This is a genomic window from Paenibacillus sp. 1001270B_150601_E10 (assembly GCF_015558675.1).
Taxonomy (GTDB): domain Bacteria; phylum Bacillota; class Bacilli; order Paenibacillales; family Paenibacillaceae; genus Paenibacillus_B.
The window spans coordinates 1-14,245 of record NZ_JADMOL010000011.1 but is presented as its reverse complement, the minus strand read 5'-3'; the positions used below and the strand labels follow the sequence as shown (position 1 = coordinate 14,245).

The window sequence follows — 14,245 nt, the reverse complement described above, 5'->3', positions numbered from 1 at the left end:
TTGTGGCTGAGCATTGGGTTTATATGTAGCTAGGAGGAATATTTATGAAACAGTTTCTCGTCCGGCGCATTTTGCAGATGATTCCGACCTTGCTTGGGGTTTCGATCATCCTATTTAGCGTTTTCTCCATGGTTCCAGGTAACTTCATCGATTCGAACCAGACGATATCCGCTGAGCGTGCGGCAGAGTTGAAGAAAATTCACGGTTTGGACAAGCCTACAACCGAGCGTTATTTTATATGGGCATCCAATGCACTTAAAGGAGATTTCGGATATTCCTTCCAACACAAGGTGGAAGTAACGACCGTTATTGACCGTTATATTTGGAACTCGGTAATCGTTGCAGCATTCTCCATGATCTTTACTTGGATTATCGCCATATTTATTGGTGTGTTTTCAGCAATCAAGAAGTATTCCTTGTATGACGGAATTATAACGTTTATTGTTTTCGGATTGATGTCTCTTCCTTCGTTCTTCCTAGGGTTGCTAGCCATTAAGTTTATTGCGGTCGATATGGGCTGGGCACCTGTTGGAGGTATGTATACAACAGGAAGTAGTGCAACAGGATTTGCGAAGGTATTTGACTTGTTGGAACATATGATCTTACCGGTAACGGTACTAACCGCGCTTGGTGTTGGCGGTCTTACTCGTTATTTCCGTACAAGCATGCTCGATATCGTCAACCAGGACTATATTCGTACTGCTCGTGCCAAAGGTGTAAAAGAGAGTACGGTTATTTTCAAGCATGCATTGCGTAATGCATTGATTCCAGCAATCACGCTGCTTGGATTTGAGCTTCCTGCATTGTTCTCTGGAGCAATGATTACAGAGAAAATCTTTAACTGGCCGGGTATTGGTCGCGTATATTTAGACGCACTAAACTTCCGTGACTACTTCCTGCTCATGGGATACTTGATGTTCCTATCATTCCTAACCGTATTAGGGAATTTGCTAGCCGATACGTTATATGGACTGGTAGACCCTCGCGTACGTCTGAAATAGAAAGGAGAAATTCATGTGTCCCAAGTTACAGTTAATGCAAATGTAGCACAAGCAGGTGGGCAAAAGGAAAAATCCGCCTCTCCTTGGGCGCTTGCTTTCCGCCAAGTGCGTCAAAGCAAGCTTGCGATCTTTGGTATCGTTATGCTGGTGCTCATGTTTATTATTTGTTTTGTTGGTCCTTTATTATCGCCTTATACGATAGATACCTTGAATATTCGCAACGGCAACAAGGCTCCCTCTGCAGCTCATTGGCTAGGTACAGATAATTTAGGTCGAGACATCTTGTTGCGCGTCATGTTAGCGGGTCGAATCTCGCTATTGGTAGGTTTTGTTGCCATGATGGTATCGGTTTCCATCGGTAGCCTCCTCGGTGCTATTGCTGGTTTCTATCGCGGGTGGGTCGATACGATCATCATGCGAATCATTGACATTATGATGTCTATTCCATCTTTGCCATTGCTTATTATTCTTGGTAGTATCCTTTCCGATTGGAAGGTTCCACCGTCAGAGCGTATCTATATTGTTATGTTCTTGCTTGGTATTTTAAGTTGGCCAGGCCTTGCGCGTCTCGTACGCGGACAAATCTTGAGCTTGCGTGAGCAGGAATTCATGCAGGCAGCGGAATCCTTGGGTCTTCGAGACTCTAAAAAGATCTTACGTCACTTGCTTCCGAATACGATTCCAATCATTATCGTTAACGCAACGCTAGCTGTTGGTGGCGCAATCTTGATGGAATCCGTACTCAGTTATTTGGGTCTTGGGGTTGTTCCTCCGACACCATCTTGGGGGAATATGATTTCCGCGGCAAACAACTTGATTGATTTCCAGAAGCGCCCGTGGCTCTGGATTCCACCGGGTGTATGTGTGTTTATCACCGTTATGTCCTTTAACTTTGTCGGGGATGCACTGCGTGATGCATTCGATCCTAAGTCTAAGTCGAAGAGGTAGGGATAGATATGTCAAACAATTTAATCGAATTCCGCAATCTTCGTACCAACTTCTATACAGGCTCTGGTGTGGTCAAGGCGGTAAATGACGTAAGCTTCTCTATTCGTGAAGGAGAAACGCTTTGCGTTGTAGGTGAATCTGGCTGCGGCAAGAGTGTTACAGCTATGTCCCTTATGCGTTTGGTCGCTGCACCCGGTAAGATTGTTGGCGGAGAGATACTATATAAAGGTGAAGACCTTCTTAAACTAAAAGAACGTGAAATGCGCTATCTTCGTGGAAACGAAATCGCGATGATCTTCCAGGATCCAATGTCTTCATTGAACCCTGTACTGACCATTGGTCATCAAATTGCTGAGCCGCTTCGCATTCACAAAAAGCTGTCGAAGCAGGATGCAAAGAAGAAAGCGATTCAGCTAATTGAGTTGGTAGGCATTCCTCGCGCAGCGAAGATCTACGACTCTTATCCCCATGAATTGTCAGGGGGCATGCGTCAGCGTATCATGATCGCGATCGCACTTAGCTGCGATCCTAAGCTGCTCATCGCGGATGAGCCTACGACAGCCTTGGACGTTACAATTCAAGCGCAGATCTTGGATCTGATGCGCGATATCAAAAAGGAATTCAATACGGCAATCATGATGATTACGCATGACCTTGGTGTCGTGGCGGAGATGGCGGACCATGTTGTCGTCATGTATGCAGGTAAAGTCATTGAAGAAGCTCCAGTAAACGAATTGTTCAGCAATCCAAAGCATCCTTACACACAAGGCTTGCTCAAAGCGAAGCCGGTTATAAGCGACCGTCAAGCTCGCTTATACACGATTCCTGGACAAGTACCAAACCCTGTTGAGCTCGGAGACAACTGCTACTTTAACGATCGTTGCGAGCACTGCATGGAAATTTGCGTGCAGAAGCAGCCTGATCTTAATATTTATGACAATAAACATAAGACGGCTTGCTGGCTGTACGATAAGGAGGGGAAGTAAATGACTCAGCCATTAATTGAAGTTAAAGACCTAAAAAAATACTTCCCTATCACAGGCGGTGTATTCCAAAGAACGATTGGCCATGTCAAAGCAGTTGACGGCGTTTCCTTCTCATTGAACAAAGGGGAAGCATTAGGACTTGTAGGTGAGTCCGGCTGCGGCAAGTCTACGACTGGTCGTACTGTCCTTCGCTTGCTTGAGAAGAGCGGCGGCTCTGTAGCGTTTAAAGGTACAGACCTGCACAGCTTGAACAAGAAAGAGCTTCGTGCAATGCGTCCGAAGATTCAGCTTGTCTTCCAAGATCCATACAGCTCCTTGAACCCTCGTATTAAGGTTGGAGAAGCGATTGGTGAAGCACTCGTCGATCATGGCATCGTTTCAAAATCTGAGGTTCGCGATCGTGTAAAGGAAATCTTGTCGATCTGCGGTCTTGCGCCTTACCATATTGATCGCTACCCGCATGAGTTCTCAGGTGGTCAGCGCCAACGTATCGGTATTGCTCGCTCCTTAATCCTGAAGCCTGAATTCATGGTGTTGGATGAGCCCGTATCGGCACTTGACGTATCGATTCAAGCACAGATCATCAACTTGCTTTCTGATCTGCAAGAGCAGAATGATTTGACGTACTTGTTCATTTCCCATGACTTGTCCGTTGTTGAGCATTTGTGCAACCGTGTAGGTGTGATGTACCTTGGCTCCATGGTTGAGATGGCTTCTCGCGATGAATTGTTCAGTAATCCATTGCACCCGTATACAAAGGCATTGCTGTCTGCGGTTCCAGTGCCGGACCCAACGAAGAAGCCTGAGCGTATCGTGCTGCAAGGGGATATCCCGAGCCCGGCGAACCCACCATCTGGCTGCAAATTCCATACTCGCTGTCCATTTGCAAAAGATATTTGCAAGCAGCAAATACCGGAATATAAGGATGCAGGAAGCAATCACTTTGTTGCTTGTCACTTTGCTGGCGAGTTCTAATTCTATCACTTATATTGAATAGATCGAGAGGTAAGGGTTCTACTGCCGAGACCTTACTCACATCTATGAATGCATATTGCAAAAGCGCAAGTCCCTGAGGACTTGCGCTTTTTGTTTTTGCGACGCATTCATCTATTATTCCGGGTCAATAACATCCAAATGCAATGATAGCTAATCAAATCTAATCGATGAGTTCCCCCTATATTTTTGATTGCATTAACAATTGGCCTAGGCAATAAGAATCCATCTAGGAGACTATAGGTACGCTTTGAATCGCGGTCGCTTGCTATCCTTCGTCTACCAAACGATATTTCCTTAGTAGAGTTCTTTTCATTTTCCAAATATCACAATCGATCAGTATTTCCATCCTTACTCTATTCTCAATTTTATTTCTAACAATACAGGATGCGATTTTAGTAGGGTTGAATCGCTTTAATCTTTTTTAACACCAAATTAACACCCCCCCAAGTACAATAGCTATAAACTCGGGAGGGATCGCAATGGCCAATATTCTGTTTAATCAGGTTTATAAACGTTATGGGAAATACAAAGAGATTGCTGTAAGCGATTTCAATCTAAGCGTGGAAGATACAGAATTCATCGTACTCGTTGGCCCATCGGGATGCGGGAAGTCCACCACGCTTCGCATGCTGGCAGGCTTAGAGGACGTATCCGATGGCGAAATATATATTGGTGACACGCTCGTCAATGATATACCTCCAAAGGATCGAGACATTTCCATGGTGTTTCAGAATTATGCGCTTTATCCCAATATGAGCGTTTATGAGAATATTGCTTTTGGTCTTCGTCTAAGGAAGCTGCCAAAGCATGAGATCGACCTAGCGCTGAAGCGTGCGGCGCGAGTGCTTGAGATTGAGAATTTCTTGGATCGGAAGCCAAGAGAGCTCTCCGGGGGACAGCGGCAGCGGGTTGCGCTTGGTCGAGCTATCGTGCGTACACCGCAGGTATTCCTCATGGATGAGCCACTTTCTAACCTCGACGCGAAGCTTCGGGTGCAGATGCGTTCGGAAATTATTAATTTGCATCGCAAGATTGAAGTTACAACCATCTATGTTACGCATGATCAGATCGAGGCAATGACGATGGGGGATCGCGTCGTTGTGATGAATCGCGGACTGATTCAGCAAGTGGATTCCCCAGAAATGATCTACAACAAGCCAGTAAATATGTTCGTTGCGAACTTTATCGGCAATCCGCCAATGAACTTTATCGAAGGCAAGCTTCAGGAGCGAGACGGTCAGCTGCAATTCCATACGAATCGCTTTGCGCTTACCTTGATACCTGAGCATCAGAGCATGCTGCGCAAGCATAATCTCCTAGATCGTGCGATCATGATGGGCATACGTCCAGAGCATATGAGCTTTGAACCGCACCGTATAGAGGCTTCTACGGCTGTCATTCCAGGCGTTCTTCAGTTCAACGAGTTTGTCGGTTCAGATCGCTATTATCACATTGATATCAAGCAGGAGCGTCCGCTAGTCGCTCGCGCAAGCGAAGGGTTTCACAGTGAGGATGGCAGCACAGTTACAGCTGCAGTGAACATGGAAAAGGCATTATTTTTCCACAAAGATACGGAAATGCTTCTGACGAAGTAAGGAGGGTGGAGTCGTGAAGCACGTCATGCACCGATGGAGAAAGAGCTTCATCATGATTAGCTTAGTGATAGCTTCAAGCGTTTGCATCATCGGATTAAAGCTTAATAGTGATCAGCCTTCCGTGTATGCAGAGTCTAAGCAAGCGGTAAGCAAAGCCACAGAGAGTGCGTATACCAGCAGTCAGGAATCGCAGATCGAGCCTTATTATCTTGAAACGCTTAACCAGTGGGAGAAAGCAGGCATTAAGGATGGCACCAAGGAGTATTCCATTATAGCATCCCAATATAAAGCTAAATCTCAAGAAGCCAAGCTTGAAGTAAAGGACTATGAAGGAAAATCAGAGGCCTTGATCTGGTCCAATCAAAAGGGCTGGCTTGAGTATGAGATAGAGGTTAAGGAGGAAGGGCTGTACGAGATCTGGACCGATTATTATCCGCTTCCTGTAAGCGATGGAGGGAACCGTCAGCCTGTACTGTTGTCTGCTCTCATCAACGGGGATTATCCATTTAATGAAGCGAGGTCTATCGTTCTTGAGCGATATTATCGGGATGTCAACACCGATCGCCATGACGAGTTTGGCAATCAGCTTCGTGCACAGGTCGAAGAAATAAGCGGCTGGAAAGAAACGGCTTTTCGTGAATCCAATGGTGCTTACGCGCTTCCGCTGAAGTGGCATCTGAAGCAAGGCAAGAATACGATCCGGTTGCAGGTGCTGCAGCAGCCAGTCGCCCTGCATCAATTAACAGTCAAGCCTGTGGCGAAGCTTCCGACCTATGAAGAAGTGAAAAGTTCGTACCCTTCAGATGCAGGGAAAGAGGGAGCGGCGGTCGTGATTGAAGCAGAACAATTTGCGCAGAAAAACTCGACCTCCATTCAGAATGTGTATGATCGGGACCCTGCTACTTCTCCAAAGTCGCTTGGCAAGATTGCCTACAACACGCTTGGCGGCTCAAGGTGGATGAAGGGCGGGCAATCGGTCAGCTGGACGCTTGAAGTGCCTCAGGATGGAATCTATAAGCTTGCGATGCGAGGCAATCAAAGCACCGTCAAGAATATGTCGGTGTTTCGAAGTCTCTATATCGACGGTGAGATTCCATTTCAAGAGATGAAGCATGTTCAATTCCCCTATGATGCCGATTGGAAAGGCATTAAATTGTCAGACCAAGAGGGAGAACCCTACGCCTTTTATTTAACAAAGGGCGAGCACACGCTCACTATGGAAGTCCATTACGAGCCTTATATGCCAATGATCATGGAGATGGATCATATCTCGAAGGAGCTCAGGTCTATTCTGCTGGAGCTTCGCATGGCAACGGGCAACCGCGAAGACAAATACCGGGTGTGGAATGTGGAAAAGGACATTCCTGGCCTAATTGAACGGTTAGAGCGGATACGAGAACAGTTTATTACGCTTGAGTATCAAATGAAGACGATTAATCCGAAGACAGATAATGTTGCGCAGATGCTTAAAAATGGTGCAGCCGATATGAAAAGCATTCTGAGTAAGCCAAATGAAATTCCATATGCGAAAGAACGAATTGCGACGGTACAGGAATCGCTGGAATCCAATCGCTCGCTCCTGATGGATGGTCCGCTTCAGTTGGATCAGATTGTGGTCGCTCCGTTTGATGAGAAGCTTCCGAGCATGTCGTCAAGTTTCTGGCAGAAGACAGGTGGCATGTTCCAGTCATTGTTCTACTCCTTCCAGGATCGCTCAACGACGAAGAGCAACGATGAGGAGGTTCTCGATGTATGGATGATCTGGGGCCGTGACTATGTCGACGAGCTGCAGCGGCTCGTTAATGACCGCTTTACGCCAGAGACGGGAATTAAGGTTCACATTAACCTGATTCAGAATGCGCAGCTGCTGACGCTTGCCAATGCTTCCGGAATGATGCCGGATGTAGCTTTGGGAGTGCCGGTCAACGTTCCGTTCGATATGGCGCTTCGTAATGCTGCACTTGATTTATCAAAGCTTCCCGGTGCTGATGAATTTTTCTCCAGATACAATCCAGGTATGCTGCAGCCGCTTTATTATGACGGCGGCTACTACGGCGTGCCGGAGACGGTTCGCTTCAAGGTGCTGTTCTACCGCAAGGATATTCTTGAGCAGCTGAACCTTGAGGTTCCGGAAACGTGGGACGATGTTTATACAATCCTGCCGACTCTGCTGCAGAATCATTACAACTTCTATATGGACCCTGTCGACTACACGCCCATTCTATTCCAGAACAATGTGGACATGTACACGTCAAACGGGCTGAAGACAGGGCTCGATACGCCAGATGCATTTAAGTCCTATAAGATGTGGACGGACTTCTACAATGTTCAGGGCTTGGAGCGAGTGGTGCAGAGCTTCTACAACCAATTTAGAAGAGGAGATATTCCGATTGGCATCTCCGACTTTAATATGTACATCCAACTGCTCGTGGCAGCACCAGAGATTGCAAATGACTGGGCGATTGCTCCGATCCCAGGCACGAAGCAGGAGGACGGCAGCTTCGTTCGCTGGTCCGGAGGCTCCAATCCTACCAATGCAATGCTGTTTAAGGGCAGTTCCAAACAGAAGCAGGAAGAAGCTTGGCAGTTCCTTCAGTGGTATATGTCTCCTGAGATTCAGACGGAATTCGGGCTTAATCTTGAGCAGTATTACGGCGAAACCTTCCGCTGGAATACGGCTAATGTGGAGGCATTTGCAAGAATGCCGTGGAAGCCTGAAGATCTTCGCGTCATCTTGGAGCAGTGGAAGTGGACGAAGGAAGTTCCTCAGGTGCCTGGCGGATATATGACGGATCGCGAGCTTGGCTTTGCTTGGAATCGAACGGTCGTCGATTCCGAGAATTCTCGAATATCGCTTGAAAAGGCGATCAAGGAAATCAATCGGGAACTTGCGCGCAAGCAGCAGGAGTTCGATATTATCGGGCCTAATGGCGAGGTTCTAAAGCCGCTTCAGCTGCCGGATATGGATAAACCGTGGGAAGGGGTGGATCACCTTGTCGAATGAAGCGTCACCAGTCGTACAGCAGCCTGTAACAGCGCCGAATCCGAAGCTTAGAGGCAGCTTAGGACGCATGCTGAAGGACAAGATGAGAGAAATGTGGAGATTCCGGCTTTCCTATCTCTTTATTGCCCCTTTCCTCATCGTGTTCAGCTTGTTTATCATTATTCCGGTGTTGACGGGAATCGCGCTTAGCTTTACGTACTTCAACTCCATTGAGTTTCCGAAGTGGGCGGGCTGGATGAACTATCAGAATCTGTTCTCGCAAGACGTCATTTTTCTAAAGCATGTCATTCCGAACTCCTTCAAGTTCGCCCTGTTCGTTGGCCCAATCGGTTACGTGCTTTCCTTTGTATTGGCATGGCTGATTGCACAGCTTCCTTCAACCATTCGCGTATGGTATGCGCTTGCCATGTATGCCCCATCCCTGACTGGCGGGATTGCAATGGTTGTTGTCTGGCAGGTTATGTTTACAGGTGACCGGACAGGGTACATCAACAGCTTTCTATTAAAATGGGGCTTTATCGATCAGCCTGTGCTGCTCACGATTGATAAGGATTATCTGCTTGGCATCATGATTGTCGTCTCGATCTGGTCCAGCATGGGCTTAGGGTTTCTTGCCATCCTGGCAGGGATATTGAATGTAGACCGAACGTTGTACGAAGCTGGAAGAATTGATGGCATCTCAAGCCGCTTGCAGGAAATCTGGTACATTACGATTCCTATGATGAAGCCGCAGATGCTCTTTGCAGCTGTCATGGCTATCGTCGGTACATTAAAGGCGGGCGGAATCGGGACCCAGCTGTCCGGGATGAACCCCACGCCGGATTATTCTGGACAGCTCTTCATGAACCATATCGAGGACTTTGGCTTTACACGGCTTGAGCTTGGCTACGCAAGTGCGATCTCGATTGTGCTGCTTGTTCTGACGATCCTGCTCAGCCGATTCCTATGGATGCTGCTAGGCCCGAAGGAGGATGAATAGCATGACGTGGCTGAAACGAATACGAGGGTCAGTGGAGAGATCCTGGTCCTTATACCGGAGCGACTTCCGCAGCATGGATCGCACTCAGATCTTTCTGCTTATTCTCTTGACGCTGCTCGCTGCATTCATGCTGCTGCCGCTTGTCTTTATTTTCAACCATGCCTTCAAGCCGCTGCATGAGTTGTTCTTATTCCCGCCGACGTTCTTTGTGCAGCAGGCGACAATTCAGAACTTTACGGATTTGCTTCATGCGACGCAGGACACCTTTTTACCGGTAACCCGGTTTATTTTTAACAGCATCATGGTGACGGTGCTCTCTACTGTAGGGATGGTCATCTTTGGCGCCCTGTGTGCTTATCCGCTGTCTAAGCATCCGTTTCCCGGAAGAAAGATCGTGTTCGGTGTGATTTTGCTCTCCATTATGATTGCAGTCGAGACAATGGGAATTCCTCGCTACATCGTCGTGAAATCACTAGGCATTATGAATACGTATTGGGGGCATGTGCTCCCAATTCTTGCACTACCGGTAGGCGTCTTTTTGCTAAAGCAGTTTATGGATCAGGTGCCAAATGAACTGCTCGAGGCAGCGAAGCTCGATGGCGCAAGTGAATGGCAAATCTTTATTCGCATTATGATCCCGATTGTGACGCCGGCGATGGCGACCATTACGATCCTATCATTCCAGACGGCCTGGACGAATTCGGAGACGTCCGCCTTGTTCATGCAGGACGATGCGATGAAGACGCTGCCATTCTATGTGGAATCGCTTACTTCCAATCTTGCGAACACCGTTGCGAGACAAGGGGTTGCAGCGGCGGCATCCTTGATTATATTCGTGCCGAATCTAATTATCTTCTTGCTGTCTCAGCGAAAAGTCATTCAGACGATGGCCCATTCGGGTATCAAGTAGGGATTACGGAGGTTCATTCATGAAAAAGCGATGGGGTAGACAACGGCTCATCTTTATAATGATGGTCTTATCGATGATAATGGCTGCCTTGTTTCCTAGCTTGGCGTCTGCGGAACCGCCCTACACGACATTCAGCAAGGACGGCTACAATCGGACGATCCCGAGTCAGGCGGCATATTATCCGTTCACCGTGGTGGGCGACAACATTTATAAAAAGCAGATGGAGAATGGGGCAGAGCGGCTTGAATATTCACCGCTAAAGCGCCCGCAGGATTTGTTTATCGATAGCAAGGATGACATTTACATTGCTGATACAGACAATAATCGGATCGTGCATCTCAATAAAGATGGAGACTTCGTAAGAGAAATTACGGCAGAGGGGATGAAGTCTCCGCAAGGTGTGTTTGTAACGCCAAAGGGCGTCATCTATGTGGCGGATACAGGCAATAAGCGTATTCTGAAGCTCTCATCAAGCGGTGATCAGCTTGCAGCGTATGGGCGGCCGGAATCCCGCTTTATCGATGAGTCGTTTCATTATGAGCCAACCAATCTCGTTGTGGATGAAAGAGGCTTTATGTATGTCATCAGCAACGGGAGCTATCAGGGTGTTGTTCAGTTTGATCCAAGCGGAAACTTCTACGGGTTCTACGGTACGAACTTGACCGAGGTATCCTTGATGGACATCGTGCGGAAGCTTCTGTACACCGAGGAGCAGCTGAGCCGTCAAGTCCGCACGCTGCCTGCTACGATTCGAAATATTCATATTGATGAGCAAGGCTTTATTTATACGGTTTCCGCGACAGATAAGGAGCAGGTGAAAAAACTCAATATCCGCGGGGAGAACCAATGGAAGGAGAAAATATTCGGCATTGAGCCTAGGTTTCGCAACCGGGGGAGCAGCGCGAACACAGAGTCGGCTGATCCGAAGCAGGAAGAGCAGAAGTCGGGCCTTACGGATATTACGGTTGACCGCAACGGCAACTTGGTCGCGATCGATAAAGTATCGAATGCAGTTACGCAGTACGGGCCCAATGGCGAGCTGCTGTTCTTCTGGGTAGGACCTGTAACGATAGGCTCGCCGCAGCTGGGTATCAGCCAAAGTCCTGTTGCAGTTGACACGAATTCCAAAAATGAGTTGTATGTGCTGGATGATTCGCAGAATCTGATCCATGTGCTGAAGCCGACAGAGTTCGGCATGCTGCTGCATGAAGCCACGACCTTGTCCCAAGAGGGCAAGTACGTGGAGAGCGAGCCAATCTGGCAGGAGGTTCTGAGGCTGAACGCACTGTATTCGCCTGCCTATCAGGGCCTCGCGGAGGCTGCCTTTTACAAGGAGGATTACAAGGAAGCACTTCGTTTATTCAAGCTTGCCGGTGATGCAAGCGGCTACTCTGATTCCTTCTGGCAGCTTCGCCTGCAGTGGTTTCAGCATCATTTCACGCTGGTAGCCAATCTGTTCTTTATTGCGCTATTGGTGCTGCTCATCTTGAACAGCCGCAAGAAGAAGCTCAAGTGGCTCCACCTGAAGCGTGCAAAGGTACGTAATGTGCTGGGCAGGCAGAAGCTGCTCGTCCAGTTAAAGCAGGCCTTTACGATACTGCGTCATCCAATCGATGGATTTAGCGACCTCAGATATCATCAAAAGGGTGGATATCTTAGCGCCTGCATTCTGCTTGTGCTGGTTGCCTTGGTCCTTTTGATGAAGGAATACTTTACGAGCTTTACTTTTATGCCTGTTCCGAGCAATGAGCGAAGCAGCGGATTTTTGATCGCGATCTTCGTAACATGGCTGACCTGGGTTGTCTGCAACTATCTCATCGGCAGCATTAGGCAAGGGGAGGCTCGCTTCAAGGATGTATTCGTCGGCAGCTCCTACGCCTTGTTCCCGATCGTGATTCTTGGATTGCCACTAGCTGCTGTGTCCAATGTTATGACCGCAAGCGAGATGTCGATCTACAGCTTTTTTGAAACGGGCATGCTGCTGTGGTGCGGATTGCTCTTCTTCTGGAAGATTCAATCGCTGCAGAACTACAGCGTTGGAGAAACGGTCGCGAATGTGTTCCTGACTGCATTTGCAATGATGATTGCATGGGTGCTCATATCCATCATCGTGGGATTATCCTCTGAGCTTCAGAATTTCTTCTATACCATCTATCAGGAGGTGTCGATGTGATGCTGATGTCCGTTAGGTTGAAGCGAATTCTCATCCTGACTGTATTGATCGCCATGACGAGCGCGACCATCGTCACGTACTCCACGGCAGCAGAGACGAAGACGTCCAGTCAGGAGGATTCACAAGCTGCAAGCTCAGATCAAACGAATGCCGTTGCAAAAGAGTCGGCCTCCTCTGAAGAAGAGGACGCGAATGCTGCTGATTCGACCGATGAGGGGGAGAATAAGGATGCTGATGATGACGATAGCAGTGAGTCCGAAGGGGCTTCCGGCAGCAATTCATCAAAAACTTCGGCTTCTTCATCAAATGCGGCCAAGAAGGTCAAGAACAGCTACAGCTCACTCTTTCCTCGTGAGCGTTCCTTCCAGCTTGCAAGCGAGAATGAAAAGCTGCAGCTGTATGTTGATCCGAAGACAGGGCATTTCACTGTAAAGGATAAGCGAAACGGACAGGAGTGGAAGTCCTTCCCGGATGAGTACGGCTGGAATGACAAGGACAACACGAATGCTTGGAAGAAGCATATGCAGTCTCCTCTTTTTATCAAATATGTAGAGTTCAACGTCCGCAAGGATCAGATCAAGGAAACGAATGTGATCGATCAAAAAGCGGTTATGGAGAACTTTGAGATTACGGATTCTGGCTTTCGGCTGACCTACAAGATGGAGAACATCGGGTTCGTCGTTCCCATCGAGGTAGTGCTAACGGACGACTTTGTTGAGACGAAGATTCTGGAAGAAGGCTTTAAGGACGGGAAGAGTCCTGAGGAAATGGCAGAGTATGAGGCGAACAGCAAGAAGAAAGACAAGAATGCACGCATTGCCGCACTACGCTTGTATCCGTTCCTAGGCTCCTATACTTCTGATAAAGAAGACGGCTATTTATTTATCCCAGACGGCCCGGGCACGCTGATTCAGTTCCAGAAGGACCGGCCTCCGAACAACAATTTTTATTTTGAACGTGTGTATGGAGAGGACTTTGCCTTTAGCAACAACAATAATTCGTTCTCTATTCGCAAGCCTGTTCGCATGCCAGTATTTGGCGTCAAGTCACAGGATCAAGCTTTGCTCGCTGTGATCGACGACGGAGCTGTCTACGCGAATGTGCTGGCAGCGCCATCCAAGTCCATGAATCAATATAACTGGGCGACAGCCGAGTTTACGTATCGGCAGCGCTTCTTCCAGCCTACGGATAAGCGCAAGCGCAATGGTTTCCAAACCTTCAACAAAGAGCGGACGGCAGGTGATCGATCCGTTCGCTACTACTTCCTGGACGGCAAGACCCATTCCGCGGACTATGTAGGCATGGCAGCGCGCTATCGCCAAGTGCTGATGGATGAAGAGGGACTAAAGCGCATCCAGGCCGAGGATGATGACATACGGCTGCCTGTTCATCTGCTTGGAGCGGATTCCCGAGAAGGCTTCCTGTGGGATACCTATGAATCGCTCACAACGACAGCAGAGGCCGAGGAGATCATCAATGAGCTGACTGCAGTCGGTGTTCAGAAGATGGCGATCAACTATGCAGGCTGGCAAAAGGGCGGCATGAGCGACTTCGGCGGCCATTTTCCAATAGACAAAGGCATTGGCGGAAATGACGGCATGAAGCACTTTATCGAGTACGCCCATAACAAGGGGCACGAGGTTACACTGGATG

Annotated in this window: 10 protein-coding genes; all 10 read left to right on the top strand. The window is 48.1% G+C overall.

Annotated elements, in window-relative coordinates:
- The first annotated feature begins 44 nt into the window (after positions 1-44).
- Positions 45-1,001, top strand: coding sequence for an ABC transporter permease (locus I2H74_RS19720; RefSeq protein ID WP_195575963.1), 957 nt, complete (start codon positions 45-47; stop codon positions 999-1,001).
- Between the two features lie 15 nt (positions 1,002-1,016).
- Positions 1,017-1,949, top strand: a complete 933-nt coding sequence (opp4C, locus tag I2H74_RS19715) for an oligopeptide ABC transporter permease (RefSeq protein ID WP_195575962.1) — start codon at positions 1,017-1,019, stop codon at positions 1,947-1,949.
- An 8-nt stretch (positions 1,950-1,957) separates the two neighbouring features.
- Entirely contained in the window at positions 1,958-2,935 is a 978-nt protein-coding gene (locus I2H74_RS19710; protein WP_195575961.1) for an ABC transporter ATP-binding protein, read from the top strand.
- Entirely contained in the window at positions 2,936-3,910 is a 975-nt protein-coding gene (locus tag I2H74_RS19705; RefSeq protein ID WP_195575960.1) for an ABC transporter ATP-binding protein, read from the top strand.
- A gap of 500 nt (positions 3,911-4,410) precedes the next feature.
- Positions 4,411-5,526: an ABC transporter ATP-binding protein gene (locus I2H74_RS19700; protein WP_195575959.1), complete on the top strand. Its 1,116-nt coding sequence runs from the start codon at positions 4,411-4,413 to the stop codon at positions 5,524-5,526.
- Positions 5,527-5,539: 13 nt separating this feature from the next.
- Positions 5,540-8,530 carry an extracellular solute-binding protein gene (locus I2H74_RS19695; RefSeq protein WP_324254114.1) on the top strand — a complete coding sequence of 997 codons (2,991 nt, stop codon included), beginning with the start codon at positions 5,540-5,542 and terminating at the stop codon, positions 8,528-8,530.
- Positions 8,520-9,509: a carbohydrate ABC transporter permease gene (locus I2H74_RS19690; protein ID WP_195575958.1), complete on the top strand. Its 990-nt coding sequence runs from the start codon at positions 8,520-8,522 to the stop codon at positions 9,507-9,509. The genes I2H74_RS19695 and I2H74_RS19690 overlap by 11 nt, the downstream gene beginning before the upstream one ends.
- 1 nt (position 9,510) lies before the next feature.
- A complete protein-coding gene (locus I2H74_RS19685; protein ID WP_195575957.1) occupies positions 9,511-10,419 on the top strand; it encodes a carbohydrate ABC transporter permease in 909 nt (302 codons plus the stop codon).
- Between the two features lie 19 nt (positions 10,420-10,438).
- On the top strand, positions 10,439-12,592 hold the full coding sequence (locus tag I2H74_RS19680; RefSeq protein ID WP_195575956.1) for a YIP1 family protein: 2,154 nt from the start codon (positions 10,439-10,441) through the stop codon (positions 12,590-12,592).
- On the top strand, positions 12,592-14,245 hold a 1,654-nt coding region (locus I2H74_RS19675; RefSeq protein ID WP_229106875.1), incomplete at its 3' end, for a DUF5696 domain-containing protein. The genes I2H74_RS19680 and I2H74_RS19675, both read left to right, overlap by 1 nt.